Origin of the sequence: Sorangium sp. So ce145 (assembly GCF_051525985.1) — a bacterium.
In the GTDB taxonomy this organism is placed as follows: Bacteria; Myxococcota_A; Polyangia; order Polyangiales; family Polyangiaceae; genus Sorangium; species Sorangium cellulosum_B.
In genome coordinates this window covers 2,664,581-2,691,575 of record NZ_CP150315.1, presented here as the reverse complement: position 1 = coordinate 2,691,575, position 26,995 = coordinate 2,664,581, and the positions used below count along the sequence as shown (strand labels likewise).

General features: G+C 69.5%; 19 protein-coding genes. 8 read left to right on the top strand and 11 right to left on the bottom strand.

Going from position 1 to position 26,995, the window contains the following annotated elements; all coding sequences use genetic code 11:
• Window positions 1–240 precede the first annotated feature (240 nt).
• Window positions 241–783: a DinB family protein gene (locus WMF34_RS10310; RefSeq protein ID WP_012234603.1), complete on the top strand. Its 543-nt coding sequence runs from the start codon at window positions 241–243 to the stop codon at window positions 781–783.
• Between the two features lie 80 nt (window positions 784–863).
• On the opposite strand, the gene WMF34_RS10305 is transcribed toward WMF34_RS10310, so the two are convergent.
• Complete coding sequence (locus tag WMF34_RS10305; protein WP_437993170.1) at window positions 864–2,381, bottom strand: hypothetical protein; 1,518 nt, start codon at window positions 2,379–2,381, stop codon at window positions 864–866.
• A gap of 600 nt (window positions 2,382–2,981) precedes the next feature.
• Between WMF34_RS10305 and WMF34_RS10300 the strand changes: the two genes are divergently transcribed.
• Complete coding sequence (locus WMF34_RS10300) at window positions 2,982–3,806, top strand: hypothetical protein (RefSeq protein WP_437993169.1); 825 nt, start codon at window positions 2,982–2,984, stop codon at window positions 3,804–3,806.
• Window positions 3,807–3,875: 69 nt separating this feature from the next.
• Here WMF34_RS10300 and WMF34_RS10295 read toward each other — a convergent pair whose 3' ends face one another.
• Complete coding sequence (locus WMF34_RS10295) at window positions 3,876–4,823, bottom strand: LysR family transcriptional regulator (RefSeq protein ID WP_437993168.1); 948 nt, start codon at window positions 4,821–4,823, stop codon at window positions 3,876–3,878.
• A 207-nt stretch (window positions 4,824–5,030) separates the two neighbouring features.
• Between WMF34_RS10295 and WMF34_RS10290 the strand changes: the two genes are divergently transcribed.
• A complete protein-coding gene (locus WMF34_RS10290) occupies window positions 5,031–5,654 on the top strand; it encodes an RNA 2'-phosphotransferase (RefSeq protein ID WP_437993167.1) in 624 nt (207 codons plus the stop codon).
• 100 nt (window positions 5,655–5,754) lie between these two features.
• Here the strand turns inward: WMF34_RS10290 and WMF34_RS10285 are convergent, their stop codons facing one another.
• The gene (locus WMF34_RS10285; protein ID WP_437993166.1) at window positions 5,755–6,051 is read right to left on the bottom strand and encodes a peptide-N-glycosidase F-related protein; all 297 of its coding nucleotides are present in this window, start codon (window positions 6,049–6,051) and stop codon (window positions 5,755–5,757) included.
• Window positions 6,052–6,490: 439 nt separating this feature from the next.
• Between WMF34_RS10285 and WMF34_RS10280 the strand changes: the two genes are divergently transcribed.
• From WMF34_RS10280 to WMF34_RS10270, 3 genes are read left to right on the top strand one after another with little or no spacing between them, the layout of a single operon-like run.
• Window positions 6,491–7,513, top strand: a complete 1,023-nt coding sequence (locus WMF34_RS10280; protein ID WP_044968189.1) for a glycosyltransferase family 2 protein — start codon at window positions 6,491–6,493, stop codon at window positions 7,511–7,513.
• Entirely contained in the window at window positions 7,510–8,220 is a 711-nt protein-coding gene (locus tag WMF34_RS10275; protein WP_437993165.1) for a class I SAM-dependent methyltransferase, read from the top strand. The genes WMF34_RS10280 and WMF34_RS10275 overlap by 4 nt, the downstream gene beginning before the upstream one ends.
• Before the next feature lie 12 nt (window positions 8,221–8,232).
• Window positions 8,233–9,261: a lysylphosphatidylglycerol synthase transmembrane domain-containing protein gene (locus tag WMF34_RS10270; protein ID WP_437993164.1), complete on the top strand. Its 1,029-nt coding sequence runs from the start codon at window positions 8,233–8,235 to the stop codon at window positions 9,259–9,261.
• 147 nt (window positions 9,262–9,408) lie between these two features.
• On the opposite strand, the gene WMF34_RS10265 is transcribed toward WMF34_RS10270, so the two are convergent.
• The 3 genes from WMF34_RS10265 to WMF34_RS10255 form a co-directional block, all read right to left on the bottom strand.
• Window positions 9,409–9,543, bottom strand: a complete 135-nt coding sequence (locus WMF34_RS10265; protein ID WP_437993163.1) for a hypothetical protein — start codon at window positions 9,541–9,543, stop codon at window positions 9,409–9,411.
• Window positions 9,540–9,917, bottom strand: coding sequence for a hypothetical protein (locus WMF34_RS10260; RefSeq protein WP_437993162.1), 378 nt, complete (start codon window positions 9,915–9,917; stop codon window positions 9,540–9,542). Before WMF34_RS10260 ends, WMF34_RS10265 begins: the two co-directional genes overlap by 4 nt.
• A 425-nt stretch (window positions 9,918–10,342) precedes the next feature.
• A complete protein-coding gene (locus WMF34_RS10255) occupies window positions 10,343–10,762 on the bottom strand; it encodes a hypothetical protein (protein WP_012234592.1) in 420 nt (139 codons plus the stop codon).
• 584 nt (window positions 10,763–11,346) lie between these two features.
• On the opposite strand from WMF34_RS10255, the gene WMF34_RS10250 reads away from it, so the two are divergent.
• Window positions 11,347–13,008: a glycoside hydrolase family 43 protein gene (locus WMF34_RS10250; protein ID WP_437993161.1), complete on the top strand. Its 1,662-nt coding sequence runs from the start codon at window positions 11,347–11,349 to the stop codon at window positions 13,006–13,008.
• A 78-nt stretch (window positions 13,009–13,086) separates the two neighbouring features.
• Here WMF34_RS10250 and WMF34_RS10245 read toward each other — a convergent pair whose 3' ends face one another.
• The 4 genes from WMF34_RS10245 to WMF34_RS10230 form a co-directional block, all read right to left on the bottom strand.
• The gene (locus tag WMF34_RS10245) at window positions 13,087–14,649 is read right to left on the bottom strand and encodes an RtcB family protein (RefSeq protein WP_012234590.1); all 1,563 of its coding nucleotides are present in this window, start codon (window positions 14,647–14,649) and stop codon (window positions 13,087–13,089) included.
• A 291-nt stretch (window positions 14,650–14,940) separates the two neighbouring features.
• Window positions 14,941–18,603 carry a WD40/YVTN/BNR-like repeat-containing protein gene (locus WMF34_RS10240; RefSeq protein ID WP_437993160.1) on the bottom strand — a complete coding sequence of 1,221 codons (3,663 nt, stop codon included), beginning with the start codon at window positions 18,601–18,603 and terminating at the stop codon, window positions 14,941–14,943.
• A 136-nt stretch (window positions 18,604–18,739) separates the two neighbouring features.
• On the bottom strand, window positions 18,740–19,537 hold the full coding sequence (locus WMF34_RS10235) for a hypothetical protein (RefSeq protein ID WP_437993159.1): 798 nt from the start codon (window positions 19,535–19,537) through the stop codon (window positions 18,740–18,742).
• A 100-nt stretch (window positions 19,538–19,637) separates the two neighbouring features.
• Window positions 19,638–21,539, bottom strand: a complete 1,902-nt coding sequence (locus tag WMF34_RS10230; RefSeq protein ID WP_437993158.1) for a hypothetical protein — start codon at window positions 21,537–21,539, stop codon at window positions 19,638–19,640.
• Between the two features lie 695 nt (window positions 21,540–22,234).
• On the opposite strand from WMF34_RS10230, the gene WMF34_RS10225 reads away from it, so the two are divergent.
• Window positions 22,235–23,752 carry a hypothetical protein gene (locus WMF34_RS10225; protein WP_157906591.1) on the top strand — a complete coding sequence of 506 codons (1,518 nt, stop codon included), beginning with the start codon at window positions 22,235–22,237 and terminating at the stop codon, window positions 23,750–23,752.
• Here WMF34_RS10225 and WMF34_RS10220 read toward each other — a convergent pair.
• On the bottom strand, window positions 23,741–26,983 hold the full coding sequence (locus WMF34_RS10220; protein WP_437993157.1) for a serine/threonine-protein kinase: 3,243 nt from the start codon (window positions 26,981–26,983) through the stop codon (window positions 23,741–23,743). The two genes, WMF34_RS10225 and WMF34_RS10220, sit on opposite strands and share 12 nt — an antisense overlap.
• Window positions 26,984–26,995: the final 12 nt, after the last annotated feature.

Below are 26,995 nucleotides of genomic sequence, written 5' to 3'. Positions count from 1 at the left end.
CCCGAGCGCCACGCGTCTGCTATCAAGGACAATAGTCCGCCATAACGGACCGAGCAAGCGCGATCTCGATGGCTGCGCGCGATCTCTACGGCTGCCGGCGATGCGCCCGAGGCGCGCGGTCCCGGGGGTAGCGCGCCGGCCGCGACGCCGCGGGTGACAGCGGCGGTGCTGGCCCGGTTTCGCCGTCGGGGGCGGGCGTGGTAGCGTTCGCGCCTGCTCTCGAACAATGAGGAGTCGCTCATGAGCTGGATCGACCAGTACCGCGCCTTGGCTCGCTACAACCGGTGGATGAACGACAGGCTCTTTGCGCTGGTCGGCGAGCTCGACGACGTGGAGCGCAAGCGCGATCGCGGGGCCTTCTTCCGGTCGATCCACGGCACGTTGAACCATATCCTGCTCGCCGACCGCACGTGGATGGGGCGCTTCACCGGCGGCGCGGAGCGGTTCGTCTCCCGCGATCCGAGCGGGAAGGCCATCGAGATCACCGCGCTCTCGCAGGAGCTCTACGCGGACTTCGGCGATCTCTCCCGCGAGCGCGCCAGGACGGACGCGGATATCCTCGCCTGGGTGCACGAGATCGATGACCGGGCGCTCGCGGGCGACCTGACGTACACGCGGAGCGGGACGGTCTACACCTCTCCGCTCTGGTGGTCCGTGGGGCACTTCTTCAATCATCAGACCCATCACCGCGGTCAGGTGACCACCCTGCTCACACAGATGGGAATCGACCCTGGCGCGACCGATCTGATCGCGATGCTGCGGGACGAGAGCCGCGGGCGATGACGCGCGCCTCGCCCCGCGGCGAGCGCGGCTGTCCGGTGGTCCGATAGCGCCTCGGGCGGGCGGGCTGGGCCAGCCCGGGATCACCGGGCGGCGCGCCGCCGGCCGTCCTGTCGCGCCTGGCTCGCCGCCCTGACCTCGACGAGCGGATTGCGCGCCTCGGCGGCGCGCAGCCGCTCGAAGCGCTCGATCCTCGCGCGGTGGCCGCTCTGCCGCAGCGTCCGCGCGAGCACCACGCTCTTGGCGAGCCGGATGAACCGCAGGCGGTGGGCCGAGTCCACGTCCTCGACGTCTCTCCTGCCCGCCCGGGGCCCGAACTCGCGCTCGTAGGCGGCCCGCAGCCGGTGCTCTCCGTGGAGGCCCAGCGCGTCCGAGAGCCCCTCGAGCGCGGCCCGCTCCGCCGGGGTCGACCACGAGAGGACCCTGGAATAGGGCGTCGCCATGGTCTCGTGATCGGGCTTGTTGACGAAGCGGCGCAGGAACACATCGGACGTCGCGACCGGCACGTCGCCCGTCTCCTGGTGGAGGAGGGCGTACGCGAACGCCTCGTTCATCCCCACGAGCTGGTTCCGGTCGTAATCGGCGCCGTCGACGCGCTTCCCGAGGCGATCGACGCCCGAGAGGGCGGCGAAGAAGAAGCTGCTGAAATCGGTGTAGTCCGCCTCGTCGATCTCGGGCGTGCAGCCCGACGCGGGGCGGTCCCGGGTCGCCGCGAAGAAGCCGACGATGTCGCGCTCGACCAGCTCGCCGTCGGGCCTGCCGCCCTCGAAGAGGAGGTTCGCGAACGAGCCGGAGTAGCACTGGGCCATGACGAGGACGACGGGAGTGCTGGCGGGCAGCTCCTTCATGCGGGCAGCGAGGTCGCGCACGGACAGCGCTCCGCCGCCCCAGAGGTCGAATACGTTGTTGTCGAGGTCGTGCCCTGGATCCGGGCTCCCGTGGCCGGCGAAATAGAGCAGCAACGGGTCGGCGGGGCGCGCGTGGACGAACCTGCGCCAGATCGCGTCGAACCCGGGGCGGGTGGTCGCCCCGTCGATGCGCGGCAGCCTGGGCGCGCGGTAGCGCGTCTGGTCGCCGTCGAGGAACTGCACGCTCCGCGTGCCCCGGCGCCCGTCGGCGAAGAGGACGCGCCGCTCCGCCCAGGCCGGGAGCAGCGACTGGAAGTACCGGATGTGGCCTTCGATGGCCACCTGGTTCATGGGCGGCCTCGGGCCGCCGCCCACGACGAGCGCGCGCCAGGCCGCGGGCTCGGGGGAAGCCGCGGAAGGCAGGGCCGGCGGGGCGAGCGAAGCCGGGGGCGCCTGCGGGGCGGCCGGCGCGGGCAAGAGGGCCTGCGGGGCCGCCGGCGCAGGGCGCGGCGGCCGCCCCGGCGAGGGGGCTGGCGCACGTCGCGGCGGGTGGGCCTGCGAGGCCGCCGGCGCGGAGCGCGGCGGGTGGGCCTGCGAGGCCGCCGGCGCGGGGCGCGGCGGGCGCGCGCCCGCCGTCGCGGCGGTCGCCGTGGCGACGGCGATCACAGCGACCCGGAGGAGCAGATGGTGCGCGGCGGTCACGTCCTCGGCCTCGGCAGCGCGCGCATCGCGGCGCTCGATACTAGGTAGCACGACCGGCTCCCCCACGTCGACACGCGCTCACGCGATCTCTCGGCCGCCCAACCGGGTTGGCCCGGCGCACGTGGGTTGCATCGAGCGCGAGCTACACTGGGGACGCCTGGTTCCGTGGCGAGCGCCACCGGGATGCCCTCACGGCGTACGCGTGGGCCTCCGTGAGGGCGCCGCGCGTCGCGTGTCGGGCTGTTGCTGTCAGCCAGGCAGTCTGTCTGTCACAGCATTCAAGCAGGCAGTCTGCCGGTCTGTCTGCTTCAGGTTCACTCGGATCCAGGGAAACGCGATCTCCGATGAGGACCTCCGCCAGCCGGCAGCATTTCGCCGCAGGCGGGGCAAATCGCATCGCCGAGCCCATCGTCGACCACAGCAGAGCTCCCCTGCTTTCACCACGGTCTCCGCCTGGTGACCGCGACGCGCCGCATGCACGGCGGCGCGGTCGTTCGGCAGCGCGACGGGCTCCGCGGCGCGCCGCGCTCGGTCCAGGGAGCTGCCGTATGGCCGAGGTCGGCCATCGCGTGCCCGGATCTTCTCATCGGTCTCTGGCATGCGGATTGCCGTTCCCCGCGCCATCGATGCACGAGCACAGGAGGGAAGACCATGTCGGCCAGCTCATCGAAGACGACCATCGTTCATGACGAGATCCGCCAGTGGGCCGAATCGCGCGGAGGCCGCCCGGCAACGGTGAAGAGCACCGAGGCGGGCGGCGAGCCTGGCATCCTCCGCATCGATTTCCCGGGGTACAGCGGGGAAGACACCCTGGAGGAGATCTCGTGGGAGGACTTCTTCGACAAGTTCGAGGAGTCGAACCTCGCCTTCGTGTACCAGGAGAAGACAGCGGAAGGGCAGCCGAGCAACTTCTCCAAGCTGGTGAGCCGCCCGGACGACATGGTCCAGAAGGGCAAGTCGACGCCGCGCGCGGCGAAGGGCAGCTCCGAGAAGGCGAGCGGCGCCAGGGGCGCGAGAGAGCAGCGTGAGAAGGAAGAGCTCGACGTCGAGGTGGAGGTCCAGCTCGATATCGACGAGGAGCCCGGCGGCGCCGAGCAGCGTCCTCGCGGGAAGCAGGCCCGCCCGAGAGGCGCCGAAGGCGACCACGCGTCCCACATGACCATCGACCATGACGAGATCCGCGCGTGGGTCGAGGCGCGCGGCGGCCACCCGGCCACGGTGGCGCGGACCGAGAAAGAGGGGGAGCCCGGCGTCCTCCGGATCGACTTCCCCGGGTACAGCGGGGAAGACACCCTGGAGGAGATCTCGTGGGACGATTTCTTCGACAAGTTCGAATCGTCCAACCTGGCCTTCGTGTACCAGGAGGCCAAGGCCAGCGGCGAGCCGAGCTACTTCTCGAAGCTGGTGAGCCGCCCGGACGACGTCGGCGGCAAGAAGGCGAAGCAGAGCAAGCAGAAGTCGAGAAAGGCGGCCTGAGCCCGGGAGCCAGAGCCCGGGAGGGAGACCGGCAGAGCCGGCAGGCGGCAAGAAGAGCGATGCCGGGGCTCAGCGCCGGCGCGCGGGCGCCGTCGGGGCGGCGCCTGACGCGCCCGACGCGCCCGACGCGCCCCCCGCATGGTTTCTCTGCCACGCCGCGGCGTGTGCGAGCAGCGCGTCCCGGAGCTCCGCGGTCGCGCCCTGGAGCTCGCCGCCGCGCCGGCGGACGAGATAGAAGACCTTGCGCGGCAGCTCGGGCAGCGGGCGCGCGACGAGGCCGCGGGGGAGGCGGCAGCAGGCGTTGACCACCGCGATGCCGACCCCGAGCTGGACGAAGTGGAGCATCAGCTCCCAGCCGTTCGCCTCGACCGCCGGCTCCCAGCGGACACCCGCCGAGAGCAGCGCCTGCGCGAGCAGGGCCCGGTGGGGCCGCGACGGGCCGGGGACGACGAGCCGCGCCCCCTCGAGGTCGCGCAGCCGGATGTGGCGCTTCCGGGCGAGCGGGTGGCCGTCGGGGACGACAAGGACCTGCGCCACCTCGGTGAGGCGATCGGCGGCGAGCCCGTCCGGCGCCCCCTCGAGCGGCGCGACGCCGAGGTGCGCCTCGCCCGCCGCGACGGCCTCGAGCGTGCCCTCGCGGTCGCGCGTGAGCAGCCGGAGCGGGGCGGCGGCGCGCGCGGAGAAGGCGCGGATCCCCTCGCCGAGCAGGTAGAGGTACGAGCCCTCCCCGGCGCAGAGCACCACCGGCTCCCGGCTCTCGCCGTGGCGGAGCACGTCGAGGAACGAGCGCGTCCGCTCGCCGACCTCGCGCCCGAACGCGGCGACGCGCTTGCCGTCGGCCGTGAGCTCCAGCCGCTGCCCGCGCCGCTGGTAGAGCGTGACGCCGAGCGCCTCGCCCAGCTTGCCGATCTGGGCGTGGAGCGCAGGCTGCGAGACGTGGAGCGCCCGCGCCGCGCGCGTGAAGTTGAGGTGCTCGGTGAAGACCACGAAGGCGCCGAGCCAGTCGAGGTTGAGCATGGCGGCACGCTATCGCGAAACGCGATAGCGACTCCAGAAATACTTCTTCCGGATGATAACCGGGCGTCTATTCTTTCCTCGTGCCGATTCCCTTCACGGTTTCGGTCCCGGTCCCTGCTCCGTCCAGGGACCTCCCGGAGGCCTCTGCGTGCCCGCGCGAATCGCGGGCCGCGGCTCCGGTTCACGAGACGAGAATGGAGCTTGACGATGGGCCGCGATCGCTTGACCGACACGAGCAAGAAGCTCTCCTGGCTGCTCCGCCACGCGGCGCCCTCGCAGGGCGTCGCCATGGACGACGCCGGCTGGGTGGCCGTGGACGACGTCCTCAAGGCGCTCCGGATCTCCCGGCCGGTGCTCGACGAGGTGGTGGAGAAGAACACGAAGAACCGCCTCGAGATCCGCGGCGACCGGGTGCGCGCCTCGCAAGGGCACTCGCGCGACGGGATGCCGGTGACGCTCGCGGGCCTCGAGGCGTCGTGGGAGGAGGTCCACGGCGACGCGTCGATCTGGCACGGCACCAGCGTGGACGCCGTGAGGGGCATCGCGCGCGACGGGATCCGGCCGGCGGCGCGCACGCACGTCCACTGCACCGACGCGCTGGGCAGCGCGGTGGGCAAGCGCGCGAAGGTCGACGTGATGCTCGAGATCAGCCCGGCGAGGCTCCGGGCGCGCGGCGTGCGCGTGTTCCGCAGCCAGAACGGGGTGATCCTGGTGCGCGAGGTGCCGGTCGAGTGCCTCGTGGGGCTCTTGCCCATCGTGGCGCGGGCGCAGCGGGAGGCCGAGGCGCTCCGCGCGCTGCTCTTCGGCGACGGGTCGCGCGGGGCGGCGTGACGTCCGGAAAGGCCCAGGCGCTTCGCGAGACGCGGATCATCCGTGCGTCCTCGAGCCGCCCAGCGTGGGGACCAGCTCGTCGCCGTCGACGAAGGTCGCGTCAGGGACGTCGATCACGAATTCGTGCATGCCGGCGCTCGCGGCCCCCCCACGGGACGTTCCGGGTGTCGATGATGTCGCCAGGGCATGAGTCGCTGAACGACTGCCACTCTTCGTTCGACCGCGGCGACCGCCCGTAGACGCCGTTGCCCTGGGTGTTGTACTCGCGGAACGGCTCACACGACATGCGACCGGGCTTGTACTGCAAGGCCAGCTTGCCGTCGGCGTGCACGCAATGCTCGCGGCGAATGTGCTCCTCGCCGCCCTGGTTGGCGCCGTGATTCGACGTGCTCAGCACGAGCCGTGCGTTCTGTGTGTCTGCCGACCAGTTGGTGTCTCAATTACATTGACGCATTCCGCTTCGCCGAGAGCTCGAGCGGCAGCCTGGCCGGCCGCTGCCGATCGAGCACGAGGGCCCGAGGGCTGGGGAGGTGCATCACTCGCTCGCCTAGTTTTCTCGGGCTTTCGAGCTGCTCGGATACGAGCCCGGCGTGCGCTGGGAGGACGGGCTCGGCCGGACGGCAGACACCTCTCGGACTTGCTGAAGAGCGGACACGCGGAGGTGAAGAGCGGACACGCGGAGGTGAAGAGCGGGCACGCGGAGGCGAAGAGCGGGCGCGCGGAGGCGGCGAGGCGTGCCCGGGCGGGCTCCGGTGAGGCCTCGGGGTCCGTGATTGGCCGTTGACATGGCAAGCTTATCGGGTAGCATGCGCGGGTACATGCGCGAGCCGCGCCTGATGAGCGTCAAGAAGCCTGTGCTTTATGTGGTGAGCCCTTGCTACAACGAAGCAGAGGTCATCGGCGCATTTTACGACGCGCTGAAGGCTGTTCTTTCTTCGCTGAAGGACATCGATCACCGCATCCTGCTCGTCGACGACGGCAGCAGCGACGCGACGCTCGACGTGCTCAACGCCCTCGCCGACCGGGACGAGCGGGTGCTCGTGTACTCGTTGTCCCGCAATTTCGGGCATCAGGTGGCCATTTCGGCGGGCATCGCGAAATCGCGCGGGGACGCGACGATCGTGATGGACTCGGATCTCCAGCATCCGCCGACGCTGATCCCGGAGATGCTCGTTTCGTGGCGGGCGGGGCATGACGTCGTATCGGCCGTCCGGAGGAGCACGGACGACGCCACGCTCTTCAAGCGGCTGAGCTCGGATGGGTTTTACACGGTCATCAACTGGCTCAGCGACACCCGGATCGAGCCTGGCGCGGCTGATTTCTGCTTGATGTCGCGCAAGGCGCGCAAGGTGCTCGCCGGTATGCCCGAGCGGCACCGGTTTGTCCGGGGCCTTGTCGCGTGGATGGGTTTTCGCCGCGCGTACCTCCCGTACGTCGCGCCGCCTCGCGCTGCGGGGCATTCGAAGTATTCGTTGCGGAAGATGCTGCGGCTCGCGCTCGATGCCGTCTTCGCATTCTCCGTCGCGCCGATCCGGCTCGCGACCCGGGTCGGCGTGGGGATCGCCGCGCTCGGGGCGCTTTACCTCGTGTACGTCATCGGGCGAGCGTTATGGCTGCACGACACGGAGCCCGGCTGGAGCTCGCTGCTCGGCACGCTGCTCATCCTGGGCGGGCTTCAGCTCGCGTTCACGGGGCTCATTGGTGAATATCTCGCGCGTATATTCGAGCAGGTGAAGGGCAGGCCCCTTTACGTTTTCAAACAAACCCCCGAAGAGCGCCCGAGGCGCGCGACGTCCGCTGCGGCCAAGAAGAACGCACGGACGGAGGCGCCCCTCGAGTTCGCGAATGAGCAGGGATGACGATGTCAAGCCGCGTGCCCGATCAACGAGAATACTCCCACGACCGGCTCGGTGATCGCTTCGAGAAAGCGCTCTCCCAGTACGATACGCGGCGCCGCGTCGAGACGCTCGTCGGCGAGTTTCTCACGGACGAGATGGTCCGCGGCAAACACGCGCTCGACGTCGGCTGCGGCCTCGGGTACTTCAGCGAGGCGCTCGCGAAGCGCGGGGCCATCGTCACGGCCTGTGATCTCGGCCCGAACCTCGTCGAGGCCACGCGCAAGAGGGTCGGCTGCGAGGCCGTCGTCGCCGACGCGCTCCGCCTCGTCGATCAATTCGGCCGCGATCGATTCGATCTCGTGCTCTCGTCCGAGTGCATCGAGCATACCCCGGATCCGCAGGCTTGCCTCCGGCAAATGGCGGGGGTGCTCAAGCCCGGCGGGTATCTCTCGCTCAGCACGCCGAATCTCTTGTGGCAGCCTGTCGTCCGCCTCGCGTCTCGCCTCGAGCTTCGGGCTTTTGACGGCCACGAGAATTTCAGCACGTGGGGGTCGCTCGCGCGTCCTCTCGGGGACGGGGGGGTCAAGATCATCCGGCGCAAGGGGCTGCACCTCTTCCCGTTCCAGTTTGGCCTCCACGAGCTCTCTCGTTATTTCGACGAGCATCTTCAGGTCGTCTCCCGGCTCATGATCAACCTTTGCATCCTCGGTCGCAAGGACCCTGAGTAGGGCTTTTGGCCCGTGGCGCCGAAGAATTCGAAGGATTCGCGGAGGAGGCTCCTCAGGCTCGGTATTCAGCTCGTGGGGCCGCTGCTCCTCGTGCTCGTTTTCCTTCGTATGCGCGACTCGCGCGTCGCGCTCGACGCCTTGCTCGCGGCCGACGTCGCGCCTCTGCTCCTCGCCCTCGCCGCGAACCTCGGCGTTTTATGGTTCAAGGTGCTCCGCTGGGATGTGTTGCTCGCGGCGCGTGGGCTCCGCCTCCCTCGGGCGCGGGCCTGGACGTCGTTCCTCGCCACCGTCTACGTCGGCCTGATGACCCCGGGGCGCGTGGGCGATGTCTTGCGGGTCCAGTATCTCCGGCACGACATCGAGATGCCTTATGCCGAGGGGATGGCGCTCGTCGTGCTCGACAGGCTCTTTGATCTCTATGTCCTCCTCGCGTTCGTCGCGGTCGGCATCGCTCGTTTCTCCGGCGTCATCGCCGGGGATCTCGCGAAGATCACCTGGCTCGGCGTGGGCCTCGTCGCGCTCGGGCCGCTTGTCCTCTTCTATCGTCCGCTCGCTCGTCGCGCGGTCGGCGCCGTGTATCGGCGGCTGCCCGGTGATTTCTCGAGCGAGGGGTTCGAGCGCTTCCTCGCCGCGCTTCGGGCGCAGCGGGCGCATCACGTCGGGCTCGCGCTCTTGCTCTCGCTCTCCGCGCTGCTCTTGAATTTCCTCCAAGGTTACTGGCTGGCTGGCGCGCTCGGGGCTCCCATTGGTTTTTTCGATATCTGTTGCCTGCTCGCCGTCGCAAGCCTGCTCGGCTTGCTGCCGATCTCCGTCTCTGGCATCGGCGTGCGCGAGCTCTTTTTTTCGCTTGTGTTTCCGGTGCTCGGTTATGCCTCGGAGAAGGGCGTGGTCTTCGGGCTTGGCGTCTTCCTCGTCATTTACGTCGCCGTGGCGGTACTGGGGGTCCTGAGCTGGCACCTCGCTCCGCCGCCCATCGGGGAGCCTCTCGCTCGTTTGCCGGCGCCGGAGTCGTTCCCCGAAGACGCGGCCAAGCCTTCGTGATGAAGGGCGCCGTCGACCAGGACGACCGAAGTCGAAGAGGCGTCGCCTCCCCTTTCCGAGGACGCGACCGCGAGGCGACCTGCTCGAGTGGCCGTCGTTCGAGCAGACCACTCACGCAGACACGCCGGTTCGTGGATCCTGCGCGCGTCAGGTCGGCGTGAGCAGCCGGAGCGGGGCGGCGGCGCGCGCGGAGAAGGCGCGGATCCCCTCGCCGAGCAGGTGACGAGCATGGAGGTGATCCGAGTCCGCCCAGGCGAGCCCTGCCGCCGCGCGGGCACTCACGGACTGATCGCCGTCCCGACTGTCCCGTTCCCGACTATCCCGGTCGTCGCCTTGACGCCAGGGTGTTGCCGCACGAGCTTCCAGTGGCAATAGCACAGGTACGGTGGATTGATGCGACACTCGAACCTGTCGATGCAGTACTGAGAGAGCCCCCAGCAGTCTGACGACAGCGTTCCACCCTCGCACGTGCAGGTTCCGTCGTCGCTGCACCACCAACCGAGCGAACCGGCGCCGCCTCCGTTGTTCACGAGCGCCTCTGTCACGTCGGTCGTCTCTTCCGGAGTGGTCGTTTCCTCGGGGGCCACGACGCAGCCGGCCAGGAGGCCGGAGGCAAGAGACAGGATGGCGAGCCCGGCGCGAACGGTGTTCTTCATCTGAGCAGCTCCTTGTGAAGGTTTGCTGCTCCCTCAGAGCAAGGCGGGTGCCCGCGCATCAACCCCCCGCATCCTCGGGCCATTCGCAGTGGGCCGGGGCCGCCGGACGCCTGCCTGTGACGCTGCCTCCTTCGTCGCGATGGGGACTGAGCGAAACCTCGCTCACTTGCGCGCGTGGTTGAGCGAAACCTCGCTCACCTTCGCGCGTGGTTGCGCATCGCGGGCGCTCTGCCGGTCCCGGGCAGCGGTCGCGAGCTCGGGCCCCGCGGCATGCGCGTTGTTTGAAGGACCGCGAGCTTCGGGGGGTCAGCACGAGCGTGCCCGCGTCGTGCTGCACGTGTTCGAGCGTTGGCTCAGGGTCAGCGGGAAGGAGGGGGTGCCAGGTTTACTGTCGCTCGACAAAGGCGAGAGCAGAGCGCGGCGCCTCAGAAGGCGGCATCACGGAGCTTCGCCTTGTACTCCGCCTTGTACAGATCATGGCAGACCTTGCAGCTCGCCTTGGCGCCGTCGATATCGCCCTTCCTGGCCTTCTCCGCGCCTTCCTTCGATATCGCGACCCACTTCGGCATCCCGGGCGGCGGCTTCGACGCCACATAGTCCAGCGCCGACGCGATCTTCGCGCCGTCGCCGCTCGTGGTCGCCGACTGCATCACCGTCTTCATCCAGCCCTGCATCGGACAGGCCTTCTGTCCTTTTGCGCCGCAGCCAAAATCCTTCCCCTCGGCGACCGACGCGGGGACGTCCGCCTTCGCGCCCGCGGCCCATGCTGCGCCCGCAAAACCGCCGGCAGAGCCAATGCCGACGCTCATGATCATGGCCCCCATCAGCTTCCTACTTATCGACATCTGGCGTCTCCTGATCCGGTCAAAGGGCAAGCTCGACAACCCCATCGCAGCCCCAAATGTGATCGTTCACATGAACGACGTCAAACCAAATCGGCCGGTGATGGGGCGAGCTCTTGGCCGGAGCGCGCGCTCGAGTCGTCGCGCACAAGAGGCGATATCCGGGGCGCCGGCCGCCTGCGGCATCGAGCGCCAGCCGTCCGTGCGCAGGCCGGCATCGAAGCGCCAGCCGTCCATGCGCAGGTGGGCATCGAGCGCATCGAGCCTGCGATCACCGCGGTCCGGCGCCCGCCCGCCCCCGTGACGCGGCGCTCCGGAAGAGCCCGCCAGCGCTGTCCTCCCTTCGGGATCGAGGATCCCGCCCGGGCCGGTCGATTGGGTTTGACACCAGGAATGTGATCGTTCACATTTCGAAAGGGTATACTTGTGCTTTGCCCTGGGGGGTCGTCCTGCGTGCCTTTGCGTGGGCTGCCTCTCATTGGATGGCGCCTCCGTCGAGTCAGCACCAGGGGTGCGGGGCGCCGGCAATTTCGCTCGCGAGAGGATTCAACGTGCGCTTAAATACAACGTTCTACCGAGCAAGAAGAATGACCCTGTCGGCGATGGCGCTGGGCCTCGTCGCCGCGATCCCCTCCCCCGCTCGGGCGGACAACCCGATCGTGCAGACCTTCTACACGGCCGACCCCGCCCCCATGGTGCACGAAGGCACGTTGTACCTCTACACGTCCCACGACGAGGACGTCTCGGTGAACAACTTCTACACCATGAACGACTGGAGGCTCTACTCCACCACGGACATGGTCAACTGGAGGGACCACGGCTCGGTGGCGAGCTACAAGAGCTTCAAGTGGGGAACCGACAGTGCGTGGGCGCCGCAGGGTATCGCCAGGAACGGCAAGTACTATCTGTACGTGCCGCTGAACAACAACACCGGCGCGAAGATCGGCGTTGGCGTATCGGACAATGTGGCAGGCCCGTTCATGGATCCGCTGGGAAAGGAGCTGGCCGTGGCGCCCGGAGGCGGCAACATCGACCCGACGGTGTTCGTCGACGACGATGGACAGGCCCACATGTACTGGGGGAATGCCAAGCTCCGGCACGTGAAGCTGAACTCGGACATGATCAGCACCTCGGGAAGCATCACCGAGGTGCCGTTGAACGGCTTCACCGAGGGGCCGTGGCTCCACAAGCGAGGGTCGCTGTACTACCTCGTCTACGCCGCCATCGCCGGGACCGAGAAGATCAGCTACGCGACCAGCAACAGTCCGACCGGGCCCTGGACCTTCCGCGGCGACATCATGGGCGCTGGCCGCACCTACACCAATCACGCCGGCATCGTCGACTACAAGGGGCACTCGTACTTTTTCTATCACAACAGCGCACTGCCGGGCGGCGGTGACTTCAAGCGCTCGGTCTGCGTGGAGGAGTTCACGTACGGCGCCGACGGCAGCATTCCGGCCCTCACGATGTCCACGAATGGACCGCCCGCCATCGCCACGCTGGATCCGTTCAAGCAAGTCGAGGCCGAGACCATCGCCTTCTCGTCCGGGCTCAAGACCGAGGTGTGCACCGACACCGGCGCCGGCATGAACGTCTCGTCCATCAGCAACGGCGACTACATCAAGGTGAAGAACGTCGACTTCCTGGACGGCGTGACGTCCTTCGAGGCTCGGGTGTCGTCCGCAGCCAGCGACGCGAAGATCGAGCTCCGCCTCGACAGCCAGAACGGCACGCTGCTCGGGACGTGCGACGTCTCGGGCGCGTCGTCCTGGACCACCAAGACCTGTGCGGTCAGCGGGGGCAGCGGGAAACACGACCTGTTCCTGAAGTTCGTCGGTGGCGGCGGCGACCTCTTCAAGTTCAACTGGTGGCGGTTCACCGGGCCCACCATGCCGGGCGGGGGCGACGGCGGCGGAGGCGGTGCCGGCGGCTCGGACCAGGGAGCGGGCGGCAGCGGTGGCAGCGACGGCGCCGGGGGCGCGCCCTCGGGCACCGGCGGCAGCGCCGACGCCGGGGCCACGACCTCGGGCAGCGGCGGCTCGGTCACCGGAGGCACCGGCGGAACGACCGCCTCCGCCGGCTCGGGCAACGGCGGCAGCGCCGGACCCTCCGGTGGGAACGACGCGACCGGCGACGACTCGGACGGCTCGTGCGCTTGCCGGGCGGGCGCGAGCACCGGGGGCGGCGGACTCGCCGCCGCTCTCTGGCTGGCCGCTTCTGCGCTCGTTCTTGGGCGTCGGCGCCGGTAGGCGCTCGGCCGGTGGAACCAGGAGCCGGCGCACCTCAGCCGCCCGCTCGCGGGCGGAGCGGTCGTCCGGCTCGTGCCCTCATCCCTTGACCGTGACGAGCGGCCAGAGGCGCGCCACGCGCCGCGCGATCCCCGCCTCCTCGACGGAGCGCACCACCGGCGTGATGGGCTTGTAGGCATACGGCGCCTCCTCCTTCATCCGCTGGTGGTACTTCGCGAGGATGTCGCGCCGCCGCCGCACGTGAGGCGCGTCGGGGTCGAGCGGCGTCACGACGTGCAGCTTCTCGACCGCGCGCCGGTAGACGTCCTCGTCCGCGTGCGCGGAGCGGCCGCGCGTGAGGCTGCGGCCCGCGCCGTGGCACGCGCTCGCGAGCAGCGCCGCGTGCCCTGCGCCCGCGAGCACCCAGCTCGAGTCGCCCATCGAGCCGGGGATGATCACCGGGTCACCGGTGTACGAGAACGCTCCGCCCTCACCATCGGGTCCCCCGGCGGGCGTCGCGCCCTTGCGGTGCAAGTAGCGCGGCTCGGCCCCGTCGGGCTCCCAGATGAGGTTGTGCGGCGCGTCGTACACGAGCGTGCTCGTGACGTGACGGCCAAGGACCTCCCGCATCGCCCGCACCACCATGAGGCCCAGGAAGAGGCGGTTCGCGAACGCGAAGTTCGCGGCGTTCCGCATCGCGTCGAGGTAGACGGAGGCCTCGTGGGCGTGGGGGCCCACCGCCGGCAGCACATAGAAGCCGTGCGCCGGATGGGGCACCCCCGCGGGGTACAGCGCGCGGGCGCGCTCGTTGAAATAGCCGCCGACCGCGTGTCCGAGCCCGACGGAGCCCGCATGGGCCATGATCGTGACGGCGTTCTTCGAGAGCCCGAACGAGCGCGCCGTCGCGCCGTCCACCAGCTCGTCGACGGCCTGTATCTCGACGAAATGGTTGCCGCCGCCGACCGTGCCGATCTGGATGTCACGCCCGTCCGCGCGGCCCGACGCCTGGATGTACGCGTCGAACGCGAACGTCCCACGCGCGGGGAGCCCGCCGTGGAAGTGCACGCGATCGAGATCCGCGCGCTGGGCGCGAGGATCGTAGTGGGCCCACAGGCCGGTGCGGGCGTTGTCCGCCGCCGTCTCGTGCAGCCCGGACAGGCCGTCACGGAGCATCGCCGCGCGCTGGCGCGGCGACATGGGGATATCGCGCTGGCCCTGGAAGAAGATCGCGCGGAGCCGCTGCTTCAGGGCGCCGATGTGCGGCGCGAGCTCGTCCCGGTCCACGTCCGTCGCGAGCAGGCGCATGCCGCAACAGACGTCGTTGCCGACGGCCTGCGGCACCACGAACCCGCGGGCATCCACGACGGTGCCCACGGGGATGCCGGCGCCCTTGTGAAAGTCGGGCGTGAGCACGATGGAGCGGATCTCGCCGGCGGTGCCGCCCCAGAACGGGGCAATCCTGCCCGCCTTCTCCCAGGTCTGAAGATCGCGGAGCGTGCCTTCAAGCGAGGCGAACCGGAGGAGCTCCTCGATGCCGTCGGCCTCGACGACGACATCCTCCCTGGCCACGAGGGTGATCGGAATACCGAACGGATTGTCGATGCGGGCCGTCGCGCCATCCAGGCGACGCACCACCGCATCGAGATGCAATTTGCCAACCATGCTGCTGTCCAATCCACGAAGACGCACGCGGCCGGCGCGATCACGCGACGGGGCCGCGGCTCACTCTCCCCCGATTTGGACCCGGTGCGCGAACGAGGGGGTCGCACACCGCAGCAGCGGGGCTCAATGTAAACCAGGAACGCCGGTCGTCAAGCGGCTCGGGCTGGTCCGACCTGCCAGCGGGGCCAAGAGGGCGCGCAACGCCTACGAACGGATGCCTCCGTGACGCCCCTCGCCGATCCCAGTCTCTGGGGCGGGGCCCGGCGCCCTCGACCTTCGCCTCCTCGCGGCCTACCTCAGAGGGAGGGACTCGATGCGGTAGTCGAGCTCCCAGCCCGGGCGGCGCTCGGCGTCACCTGGACCCTCGTCATTGGGGCGATAGTTCCCGACCCACGTCTCGGGCGGCTGGCTGAACTGGCGGCGATAGGCACACAGAGGGTCGTCACGATCGAGCCAGTCGTGCTCGGTGGGGAAGACCTCCAGGAGCATGGCGTCAGCTTCGGCCACATAACCGTCGAAGATGCAGGCGTCGAAGCGGTGCTCGTTGCGGCCTGGCTGGTCCGAGATCTTCACCACGCCGGCCTCGGGCAGCCGTGCCGTGTGGCGCCGGCCAGCCCCCGAGCCGAGCGTCACACAACAACGAAAGCTCATCTCGCCCCGGCCCTTCAGCCAGGGATCCTGGTCGTCCAGGATCCGAACTCGCTCGAGGATGATGCGGATCCGAGACACCGGGTGCAGCGCCTTGGCCCGCCGGAGGCGGATCTCGAAGGTGCTTCCGCCCACGATCTTGCCGTTCTGGCGCTGCATCACGGCAAACCGCTGGGTGGCGCCATAAGGGATCTTGTGCGTACCCTTGCAGGAGATCACGGCCTGCATCGTCTGCCCCGCCCCGAGCTCGATCCCTCGGATCTCCGAGGTGCGGGTCGGGTCGAGATCGTAGAGCACGGTCCGGTCGAGCCGCTTGAGGAGCTCGGTGCGATCCAGCTTCACGCGGTCGCCGGGCTTCCGGTACCACTCGCCCACATTCTCACCGTCCTGCAGCGGGATCTTGGTGGCATTCACCAGGGCGCCCACGGGATCGACGAAGCTCACCCGCTCGAGCAACACGCCCAGGACGCCGCGGACCCCGAGCCCCTCCGGTTTGACGACGAGGTCGACGATGCTCTTTCGATTCTCGGCGTTGTGGAGCTTGACCGTCACGAGCGACTGCGCTGGCCGCGGACCAGGGCTGTCGATCACGTGCAGGTTCTTGAGGCACACGCGCTTCTCGCTGCGGACCAGGGTGTCGGCGTTCGTCTCGGCGGTCGTGATCGGATCCTCGTTCGACGACACCACCGCCAGGAGGCAGCTATGGGTGGCCGTCGTGGCCGGCACCTCCCAGTCCCACGAGACCACGACCGGTCGATTGGGCTCCAGCACCGCGATGGTCTTCGCCGCCCCCACGGGCTTCCAGTCGACCGAGGAGGCGAGATCGAAGTTGGGTGGTGTCAGCGCGTTCGGCAGCGCCGGGAGGCCCAGCGAGGCATCGGCGAAGAAGGCGCGCACCCGGACATTGGTGGCGTTCTCATACCCCCGGTTGTGGACTTGCAGGTAAAAGCGGGCCACCTGGCCGCGAATGGGATCGTCGTGCGCGACCTCCTCGTCGAACTCGACGCCGTCGAACACCGCGTCCGGCGCGTAATAAGGCGTGACCTCGACCTTGATGTCCGGGCTCTCCCAGAAGTGGACCGTATCGCCGCCATCGGCCGGGTTCGGGTGGCCCGACGGTGACGGCGAGCGCTCCCCCGTGTCCAGCACGCTGTCGCGCAGGTACAGGTCGACCGCGGGCCTCGACGCCGATGGGGTGATGTCGAGCTTGTACATGCCTCGCCCGAAGGTGGCCGCATACAGTCGATTGTCCTCCGCGTCGACCGCCAGGTCGGTGACGATGACATTCGGCATTCCGTTGTCGTACGCGATCCAGGTGGCCCCCGCGTCGGTCGTGCGGAACACGCCGACGTCGTTGCCCACGTAGAAGGTATCGGCGGCGTTGGGGTCGAACGCGACGGCGCTCGTGTTGATGTTGGGCAGATTTCCGCTGACGTCGGCCCAGGTGGTCCCGCCATCGGTGGACAGGAACACGTGGCTCGCGGCCGGGCTTCCCGACACCCCGCCGTAACAGACCAGCACGCGGTCGGCGTTCGTGGCCGAGACCGCAATGTCACGCAGCGTCCGGCCGCTCGGCAGCGCGGCGCTCGTCCTGTCCGTCCACGGGTTCGTCGCGCCTCCATCGTCACTGCGGTAGATGTGGCCGCCCGCGGCCGCGTAAACCCGGCTCGGGTTGGACTTTGCGACCGCGATGCTCGTCACCGAGCCGGCCAGGCTCTGGCTCGACTGCGCCCAGTCCGTGGCGCAGCCGTCCGTGGTGCGAAACACGCGATCCGTCCCGGTGTAGAGGATGGAGTGGTTGGTAGGATGCATGCAGATGACGCCCGTCCACGGGCTGCTCCCCACCAGTCCTCCCGTCTTGAGGGTCCACGTGTTGCCGCCGTCCGTCGACTTGTGGATCACGGTGTTTTGGTACTCTTCGTACATCGTGCGCGGGTCAGTGGGGCTGATCACGAAATACCCGCCGTCGTGCGTGTTCTGGATGTGTCGCCACGTCAGGCCTCCCGTGGTCATCGTGGTCCCCTGGTCCTGGGTTCCGCCCCCTACCACCGTGCTGATGGTCTCCCATACGCCTACGTCGTAGAACTGGGTCACGACCATGCCGTCGCTGGCCTTCTTCCATGTCGCGCCCTTGTCGGTGGAGCGATAGAGCCCGCCATCGTTGCATGCATACACGACGCTGGTGTTCGACGGTGCGAACACGGCGATGTGATGGTCGGCGTGCAGGACGCCGAGGTTGGACCATGTGGCGCCGCCGTCGGCCGTGCGCTGGGCCGAGACGCCGCCTGCGAGCAAGATGGCCTCGTCGTCAGGGGCGACCGCCAGCAGGTTGGCCCAGGTATGGTGCGGGGCCGACCCGTGGCTACCGGCGAGCGCGGTCCACGTCGCGCCGCCGTCCGTGCTCGTGTACAGAGCTCCGGAGCGCTTGGCGGCCACGAATTCGGTGCCGTGCGCGCCGCTCGTCCCCAGGGCCAGCTTGAGCCAGTCGGCAGACGCGCCCGTGGGCCCGTTGCCGAGCAGATTCCAGGTGCCCCCGCCATCGGTGCTCTTGTAGATGCCGTCGTTGCGCACGGCGATGTAGATCACGTCCGCGTTGGTAGGATCGATGACGGCATCGGAGATCTGCCCGGCGCGCAGCGTGGCCCAGCTGGTGCCCGAGTCGGTCGAGCGCTCGAAACCCTGGTCCCCCGCCACGTAGACCGTCGTGGCCGTCGTGGGAGAGACCAGCACTCGCGCGACGCGGCGGGCCAGCACCGCGGCGCGCCGCGTCCAGGTAGCTCCGCCGTCGGTGGAGACATAGACCCCCTCGCCGGGGCCCGCGGCAGCATACCCGGGAGTCCACTCGCCGGTGCCGACGTAGACGGTATCGGGCGCGCTCTGGGCCACGGCGATCGAGCCGATGACCAGCGTCTCTTGCTCGTCCCACAGCGCACGCCACGACTGGCCGCCGTCCGTGCTCTTCCACACGCCGCCGCTCGCGGCGCCCGCATAGACGATGTTCGCGTTGGTGGGATGGACCGCCAGGCTCTTGACGCGTCCATTGACGTTGCGGGGTCCGATGTTGTACCAGGGCGATCCGGCCCCGGCCGGACCATAGCCGGCGAGATCGCGAGCCGTCTCGCGCTGCTCGCCGATCATCCTGCGCTTGTGCCTGCGCGCGCGATCCATGAAGCCGGAGAACTCACGATCGTCGCGCGACCTGTCCAGATAGAACCACTGCTCCCGTCGCTCGATGCTGCGGTGGCGATCGGCCCAGTCGAACCGCTGCGAAGTGTTCTCGTCCAGAACCTTGATCTTGCTGTTCATGATGAAACGACTCCCGTCAAATTCGTGACTCATTGATGGGGCGGCCCTCGCCCGCGCCTCGGTAGGCGAGACACGGACGAGCGCCGCGGAGCCAGAGGACCAGCGGGTCATACCCGCCGCCCGTCCGCCTGATCGCTCAGGCCGGGCAAACCACGTCTCCCACGATGCAGCGCGCTGCACCGCCGGCGTCCCTCCCACAATATTCGCCCTGCCCGCAGTCCGAGCTGCTGCGGCAGCCGCTGCCCGGATACACGCAGAACAGGCCCTCGGGTTGGTTGCAGCATGGATCCCGCACGGTGGCGCATATGCCGCCGGGCTCGGCGTCGCAGTCCGCATCGAGCCGGCAGCGCGCGCTCACGCACGCGCGAACCTTGTTGTTCAGCGTGCCCGCCGGCGCGCACAGGCCGCCAGGGCACTCGTCGTCGCTCGAGCACAGATCCTTTGCGCACACGTTGTTCTCGAGCGGCGGAGGGCCGCCGCAGTAGGGCAAGAGGGGCGCGGCAAGGCACGTGCTCCCCGGCCCGCAATCCTCGGTCGTGCAGCACTCGTCGAAGTCCGGTCGTGCGCACGTCTCCGCAGGCGGGTAGTTGGTCTTGCACACGCGGAACCCGCCTGGCGTGATGTCGACGCAGGTTGACCCAGGGCAGTTCGCGTCGGTGTGGCAATCACCCGAGTTGGCCCCCGTGGCGCCGCCCGCCCCCGTGGCGCCGGTGCCCTGTCCGCCGGTTCCCGCGGCGCCGGTGCCCTCTCCGCCCGCGCCGCCGCTCCCCGCGGAGGCGCCGGTGCCCTGTCCGCTGGTTCCCGCGGCGCCGGTGCCCTGTCCGCCTGCGCCGCCGCTCCCCGCGGGGGCGCGGGTGACCGTGTTGCCGCATCCGGTGGGCATCGAGAGGACGAGGGCCAAGATCGAAGCGACGTGGCGAAGTCGTGCTGGCATGGCGATCTCCGTTCAGGGATGAGGGAACGGCACGGCCCTGTTCTGCCCGCGCGGGGCCCGGGCGCCGTTCGGTCGCCGCGGGCCCCGCGCTCATCGCGGTTCAGTGGACGCTCAGCAGCGGCAGCCGCAACACCTGGAAGGGCGGGATTCCAACGCGGAACGAGCACGACTGGTTCGCGAGGCTCGCGAGAGCCTGCTTGCGGTTGTCCATCTCCGCGAACGAATGGCTGAGCCCACGATTGTCCGTCACCGTCAACGGACCTTGCAGGAGGGCCGAGATGCTGGGGACGCCGCCGGGCCCCGCGGGGCGAATGTGGTAGAAGAGCGTGTCCGTCTCGCCCGTATGGCAGCCGCTGCACGTGTTGGACGAGAACCGAAAGCGTGCTTCGAGCTCCGCCGGCGTCTCCAGGTCCGGGTGGTCCCAGAAGGTCCCGGCGTTGTAGGTCGACGCGCCGCCCATGAAGGGCACGCCCCCGCGGGCCTCGGGCATCGTGTAACCGGGGCTCATGGAGGCCAGGATCTCCGCGAGCAGCGCGTCGGTGCCGTTCAGATCGATCGGCGCCGGGGTCGTGCCCGGAACCGACGTGAAGCTCGCCTGGTGCTCGCGGGGGTTGTTCTTGGTGGTGGTCTGTTGCAGAGGTCCGCCCCCGGGGCGGATCACGAACTCGCGCATCTGCCAGATCCCCGTGAGATCGATCTCGTTCGTGCGCAGCTGGTTGAGCGCGTTCTGGTTGGGGTTGCCCGGCGCGGCGCCGTTCCTCACCACCTGCTCGGTCAGCGCCTCGAGCGCCGTGCCGTAGGCGGGGTCACCGGGGAGCAAGGCGCTCAGGTTGACCCACTTGTTCGCCCAATCCTTGATGCCGGCGCAGCTCGTGATGGGCACTCCGTACTCGAAGATCGCCGCGGCCTCGATCGGCTGGCAGGTGTCCACGCCGTCTCTGGCGTCGCCGTCCCGATTGCCGTCGCGAACCTCCATCAGGCCGAACACGAAGCGGAGCTCGCCTCCGTTGTTGCCGGCAGCCCCGCCGAGGTAGGGCGAGCTCTGCGCTAGGTCGGGGCGATAGAGGATGGCCTGTAGCCGGAACGGCGCGATGCTGAGGTTCAACGCGCCCCCGCCGCTCCTCTGGCGCCAGGGGTTGATGATCATGCTGTCGACGTTCGCCGCGGCGGCCGCGCTCGTCGCATCGAGGACCAGGCTGCCCGAGCTCGCGTTGACGATCTGCTGGGTGCGCCAGGAAGCCAGCCACTGCTCGACGAACTGGCTCGCGGTGAGCCCGGACCCGATGGCCATCTGTTCCATGAGGTAGCCGAAGGTCCACTTCTTGAGCGGGGCGTTCGCGGCGATCGAGTCGCACGGGTTCATGGTGCGCGCCGGGTCCTCGATCACCGGCAGCGAGCGGATCAGCAGCGATTTCTGCGGGTTGATGGCGGCCGTGGTCACGCCGCCGAGCGCGCGCAAGGGGCCGAGCTCCGCGAGGTTGGGCAAGCGGATGGTCGCGCCCTTCTTCAGCGCCTCGATGTCGATCGCGCTGGTCTGCGAGATCTCGATGGGCTTGGCGGCGAAACGCGACCCCGGCTCGAACGTCTGGAGCGTGCGGGTCTTGAGCTTCGAGATCTCGCTGTTGATCTGGCTCAGCCGTTCCAGGTCGATGGGGACCGCGGCGGAGAACAAGCCGTCTCCGGCCTTGAGATCTGGCTTTATTCCCGAGTCGTTGAAGGTGACCGCCTTCTCGCGCGCATCGAGGCTCATCTCGAACGCCGCGCCTCTGTTCTCTTCGATCACCCGCTTGCGGTCGCTCGGCGCGAACTCGAGCGAGAGCACCCCGACGCCATCCGACGCGAGCCGCAGGTACAATTGATCGACCTTGGGCGCCCGCTTGGAGGGCGCCACGATGAGCGGGTCGCTGTTCGATCCGGCGAGCTCCGGCTCTTCCTGCTCGGCGCCGCAGGCGGTCAACAGCAGGGCGCAGGTCAACGCCGCGCCTATCGATCGATTCTTCATGGAATTCTCCATCGCTGGTCGTTGGTGCGCGCGGCGCGAAAGGCGCCCGCGCGTGACGAGAAGACCCAGACGTCTGCAATCCTCACGCAGAGCTGGACGTATCCCCCGCCCCTGGCCACGGATCCCGGGCCGAGTGATGGCTGTCCGGGCGCCTGACCGCCCGGTCGGGCAGACGCTTGCCGGCATTGCAGCTCCGGTGCCAACCGGACGGACGCTCGCGCGTGGCCGGAGCTGGCCCTTTGTCACGCCGAAACGGACCGCCGCCCCGGCGCATCGGTTACCGTCGCCGTCCTGTGACGCCCCGCTGTTGCGCCGCGCGGTGCAACAGCGGGGCGCCCGACCTGTTGCGGGGACACGTGCGCGGCGCGTTTCTGCGCAGCGCAACACGGTGTATCACCGGCGTAACACCCCGGTTCATCGCAGGCGCCGGGCGCGCCAGGCGGGGCTCACCGCGCCGCTCGGCGCTGCCTCGATGGGACGAAGAACGTGCCGCCCGCGGTCAGAACCAGGCATCCAGCCACGCTGGTGGGCAACGGCGCGCAGCGTACACCGTGGCACGAAAGATGCTTTGGCGGCAGCAAGAACCATTCAGCATCGATGGGGCCAGCTGGCCAACCGCCGCGCGTCCGTGCAAGGATGCGCGCCCGCGAGGGGCGCTCACCTCGCGTCTCGAGTTCAGGAGAAGGAGAATGCCTGTGACCGTAAGCCGTTTGTACATGGCGCTGGCCTGCATCGGCGTGGGTTCTTTCCTGGGGTGCGGCGGATGCATCGTCACGGTGAACCCCAAAGGGCCTGTGACGCCGGCGTCCACGGGTGGGCCAACAGAGCCGGTCGCTCCCCCGGGGCAGCTGCCTCACAACGGCATGCCCAAGAACGGCATCAGCGCGGAGGCGCTCCGCGCGAACAGCGAATTGCTCGAGCGCCTCAAGGTGAGCAAGCTGAACAGCCTGAAGCTCGACGATGTCAAGCCTTTCAGCACGCAGGACCCGACGCTGGAGCCCCGCGCCGTTCAGCTGATGCACTACATCGTATCGTTTGCCCTGAAGGAAGGCCAAAAGGTGTCGGCCCGCGTCGGGAACCAGCGTTATGAGTGGAACGGGCAGATCGGAGCATGCGCCAGCGGGGGACCGCTCGGGGACTGGTTCAACGACCTTCCATCCCCGGAATGCCTGCAAGCGGTCTCCGCCGGCGTGCTCGCCCGGGTGAACGCGCTCAACAAGGTGGTCGTCGTATCCATGCGCGGCCCGGGGGATCTCGTCGCGCTCCATGACAAGGTCCCCGCCGAGACCAGGTCTCGAGAGAGGAACACCAGCACAGGCGAGGCCACGACGATCGAGAGCTTCGCTGCTTGCAACCCTGTCGGCAGACCGAATCAGGCGACGAGCGACTGCGGGTGGTCGGCGCGCTACGTCGGGCAGTGCCTGGCCCAGAGGTCAGACGGTACCGGGCCGAGGACGGTCAAGCTCAAGCTCAACTCGGCCCACGCCCGCCCATCTCCGGTGTTCGTGCGTGTCTGCGCGGGCATCCATGGATGCAACCATGTGGACTACGCTGCGGCAGATCCTCGGAGCAGGTACATCAAGCACATCAAGAGCGACGCGCTCGACGGTCCTGGCGATACGGTTGAGTTCACGTGCCCCGCGAATGGCCCTGCTGGCGCGGGCATGGTTGATGAGGCGAATTCCACCTTCGAACAGGTCGGGTACTTCAGCGTGATGCTGTCGGAGCGGAATTTTGCGATCGACGTAAAATCCGAGGGCTCGCAGGGCGAGGGCGATGGCGTGAGGTATCCGGCGAAGGAGGCGGAGCTATTCAGGTACCGCGAGGGCGCGTTCTATGGAAATATCTTCGATTCGGTGCCCAGTGATGCTCGGCCCGACGGGGTGCTCTTCGACAAGCAGTACGCGTGTTACGGCGAGGACTGGGATCAAGGGGCGGCGAACCTCGCCGACAGGCTCTGCGCGCTCCCTGCGCCCGATGCGGCTGCGCAGTGCTTCGTCCATGAGCCGAAGCCATGCTCGCCTTTCAATGGGAACCCGGGCGCATGCACCAGGTCTGCTGGCGGCAGGCGAGCCATCTACACGCCGTGCGATGAAGCGGGCGCGCACTGGAGATACCCCGTCACGGTCTACTTGAACCATCCATGCGATCTCAGGAGCGATTCCGAGTGCCCTTCGTTCAAAGACTGGGTGATCGACCGTTCACTCAAGTAGCCTCGCCGCGAGCCGCCTCATCGACTCGACCGCCGGGACAGGGGCGTCCACCGCCGACCAGGCCTTGATCACCTGCTGGGCCAGCTCGAGGGCCCTCTTCCTGTCCCCGCGCCTCGCCGCGCGCTCCGCCTCGCGCACCGTCTTCAGGCTCGCGCCGTTCAGGGCCTCGCTGTCGTCCGGGATCGCCTGCTCCAGCCGGTCCACGAGCTCGTGCTCCCCCTCGAGCTCATACGTCGCGATCATGGCGTCGCCGAGCACCTCGACGAACGGCTCAGGCTCCTGCAGCAGCGGGCGCCACGCCAGCGCGGCGGCCCTCCGGTCTCCGCGGGCGTGACGCTCGGCGCCCGTGATGAAGCTCTCCGTGTTCGGCAGCTCGCCTTCCGGGAACCTGACCCGGAGCTCGCGAAGCCGCTCGAAGCAACGCCGCGACGCCGCCCGGCTGGCGCGGGCGCAGACGGCTCCCATGCGGAGCGGGACGCTGATGTGGGTGCCCTCGAGGAGGGGTGGCTCCGGGTCGAGGAAGCGGGAGACGATGAGGTCGGCTATCTCGCGCTCGCGCCCGAGGACGAGCGCGAGCTCCAGCGCGCGCCAGGCGATCTGGAGGCGTTGCACGCGAACAAACCCGGAATCGCCAGGGGAAATGGCCATCGCGCGCCTCGCCCGCTCGAGGGCGGCGCCGACGCCGGCCTCGCTCGCCTCGACGCGGAGGAGGAGGAGCTCGCTGCCGACCTTGTGCAGCACCTGGCTTCCCTGGCCCACCGCGAGCGCTATCCCGCGCGCCTCCTGGCGCGCTCCCTCCTGGAGGAGCCGCTCGACCAGCGTGTCGGCAACATTCATGTCCAGGGGCGAGAGGACATAGGCGCGCCGCGCGAACGCGAGGGCGCGCGCGCGAGCCTGCCGCGCGGGAGCCTCGGCCGCTGCAGGGCCGGAGTCCTCGAACAGCCACCCATACGCTTCCCAGGGCATCCAGGCCCGCATTCCCTGCAACGCGCTCGCCGCGCTCGGGGTCCCGTGCGTCACCGTCGCCAGCTGCACCCAGGGCGCGCACCACTCCCCGATCGGGTTCTTCGGCTCGGCCTGCACCGCGCTGAACGCCATGTCCTTGGCGAGCGTCGTCAGCTCCGTGGCGCGCTTCTCATCGGGCGACGGCAGCAGGCAGGATATCGTCGCCGCGAGCGTCGAGCGTCCCCAGGCCGACGCCTCGCGATCATGGATGCGCTGGAGCTCCGCGACCGCCGTCGGCTCGACGGTACGCCGCATCATGAGAGCGACGCGGGCGCGCGCGGCGAGCTCACCCGGTGAGGCGTCGGCGCTGGCCGGTGGGAGCGCGACCCCAGGCGCGGGCTCGCCGAGCGTGTAGGCGCAGCGGAAGCGCTCTCCTGGCCCCATCTCCGCGAGCCCGCCGCCGCGCGCCTCGAACCGGGCGCACTCCTGTCGGAGCCCGCCGGCGTTGTGGGTCATGGCCAGCGTCAGGTCGAGCAGATCGAGCGCCCCGTCGACCGTGCGCGCCCTCGAGTAATCGGCCACGGCGTCGTCGAGGCGCGGGGCCTTTGGCAACGCCCCCGCATCGACCCAGGGATCCATGGCGTTCCTCACGGCTTCATAGAGCGCGCTCGCCCTGCCGACCGAGGACGCGAGCTCCCTGCCGTCGGCGGCCCGCAGCGTGACCGTGAGCCGAAAGGCGCGGGACGGCTCCAGGACGATCGCCCCGTCCACATAGGCCGCTCCCCTCCTGCGCGCCGCGTCCAGCGATTGCGCGCGAGCCTCCGGCCCGGCATAGGGGTCGATCGGAGCGGTGTCCGCGGGCGGCCGTGGGAGCGAGAGCAGCTCCGCAGGGACCAGCGTGCGCGCCGCGCGGCCTCCGAGGAGGACCCGAGCCCGCTCGCACAACGTCGCCGCCGCGGCCGCTCCCAGCCACCCGGCCGGCTCCTCGACACCGGAGGCCTCCAGGATCGGACAGGCGAGCACCGTGCTGTCGGGCTCCAGCGGAGATCGCATGACGGTGGGAGGAGGAGCAGGCGCTTGCCGGTGAGGGAACGCCCACCGGACGGCGCCCAGGCCCATGGCGGCCAGCGTGACGCTCGAGGCTGCGATCCAGCGCCACCGGCGCGACCGATGCACGATGGCCCGCGGCTGCCGAGCGGAGCTCGCGCTCGGTGCGTCGCTCTCGGGCTCGGAGCGAGGCGGCGCGGGGCCGGGCCCGCCTGCGCCGGCGGCCACCGGGTCCGTTCGTCCCACGCCCTCGCTCCCGCCCCGATGCCCGTCGGATTGGAACGTGTCGGTCCACGTCGACTGCTCGCCGGCGGGTGGCGTCCCCTCGCGCGCCTCGGCCCCGGCGGCCTGCTGTGCGGGCAGATCGTAGCCTGGCACGCCGAGCGCTCGCGCGAGCGCCCCCACGGCGGCGCCCGCGGTCGGGAAGCGCTGGTCCGGCGCGAGCGCCGTCGCGCGCGCGAACCACGCGTCGAACGCGGGCGGCAACGTCACGCCGTACCGCGCGGCGCGCTCGCACGCAGGCTCCTTGGGGCCCTGCAGCGCGACGAGCGCGAAGGCGACGGGGCTGTCGCCAATGCCCACTTCGTCCTCCCAGTAGGGCCTGCCGACGAGGAGCGTGAACGCGATCATGCCGAGCGCGTAGATATCGGCGGTTCGTGTGATCCTGCCGCTCTGGAACTGCTCCGGCGCCATGTAGATCGGCGTGCCGGCCGCGCCGGTCGATCCGCGGGTCGCGCCCTCGCGCAGCACCTTCGCCACGCCGAAATCGAGGATCCGGATGCGCGGGGCGCCGCTCTCTCGCTGCTCCAGGAACAGGTTGCTCGGCTTCAGGTCGCGGTGGACGATGCCGAGCTGGTGCATCTTGTCGATGGCCGGCGCGGCTTGAGCGAGATAGACGAGCACCTCCTCCGGCGCGTGGCCGCCCACGCGCGCGAGCCGCTCGCTCAAGGTCTCCCCCCGGAGCAGCTCCATCACGAGGAATGGAGTCCCGGTGGCGTCATCGACGCCCGCGTCGACGACGTCGACGAGCGCGGGGCTGTCGACCTGGCCGGACACGCGGGCCTCCAGCGCGAATCGCTCCCTCAGGTCGGCGCGCCCGACCGTGTGAGGGTGCATCACCTTGAGCGCCCGCCGGCGCTCCGTCTGGAGGTCGATCACCTCGTAGACGGCGCCCATCGCGCCCGCGCCCAGGCGGCGCAGGACGCGGTAGCGAGCCGCGACGACGGTGTCCGGCGTCATGCCCGCCTCACC

Excerpts from the sequence above, each read along its gene's own strand:
- WMF34_RS10310 (WP_012234603.1), top strand. The coding sequence starts at position 241 with ATGAGCTGGATCGACCAGTACCGCGCCTTGGCTCGCTACAACCGGTGG.
- WMF34_RS10300 (WP_437993169.1), top strand. The coding sequence starts at position 2,982 with ATGTCGGCCAGCTCATCGAAGACGACCATCGTTCATGACGAGATCCGC.
- WMF34_RS10295 (WP_437993168.1), bottom strand. The coding sequence starts at position 4,823 with ATGCTCAACCTCGACTGGCTCGGCGCCTTCGTGGTCTTCACCGAGCAC.
- WMF34_RS10290 (WP_437993167.1), top strand. The coding sequence starts at position 5,031 with ATGGGCCGCGATCGCTTGACCGACACGAGCAAGAAGCTCTCCTGGCTG.
- WMF34_RS10280 (WP_044968189.1), top strand. The coding sequence starts at position 6,491 with ATGAGCGTCAAGAAGCCTGTGCTTTATGTGGTGAGCCCTTGCTACAAC.
- WMF34_RS10275 (WP_437993165.1), top strand. The coding sequence starts at position 7,510 with ATGACGATGTCAAGCCGCGTGCCCGATCAACGAGAATACTCCCACGAC.
- WMF34_RS10260 (WP_437993162.1), bottom strand. The coding sequence starts at position 9,917 with ATGAAGAACACCGTTCGCGCCGGGCTCGCCATCCTGTCTCTTGCCTCC.
- WMF34_RS10255 (WP_012234592.1), bottom strand. The coding sequence starts at position 10,762 with ATGTCGATAAGTAGGAAGCTGATGGGGGCCATGATCATGAGCGTCGGC.
- WMF34_RS10250 (WP_437993161.1), top strand. The coding sequence starts at position 11,347 with ATGACCCTGTCGGCGATGGCGCTGGGCCTCGTCGCCGCGATCCCCTCC.
- WMF34_RS10245 (WP_012234590.1), bottom strand. The coding sequence starts at position 14,649 with ATGGTTGGCAAATTGCATCTCGATGCGGTGGTGCGTCGCCTGGATGGC.
- WMF34_RS10240 (WP_437993160.1), bottom strand. The coding sequence starts at position 18,603 with ATGAACAGCAAGATCAAGGTTCTGGACGAGAACACTTCGCAGCGGTTC.
- WMF34_RS10235 (WP_437993159.1), bottom strand. The coding sequence starts at position 19,537 with ATGCCAGCACGACTTCGCCACGTCGCTTCGATCTTGGCCCTCGTCCTC.
- WMF34_RS10230 (WP_437993158.1), bottom strand. The coding sequence starts at position 21,539 with ATGAAGAATCGATCGATAGGCGCGGCGTTGACCTGCGCCCTGCTGTTG.
- WMF34_RS10220 (WP_437993157.1), bottom strand. The coding sequence starts at position 26,983 with ATGACGCCGGACACCGTCGTCGCGGCTCGCTACCGCGTCCTGCGCCGC.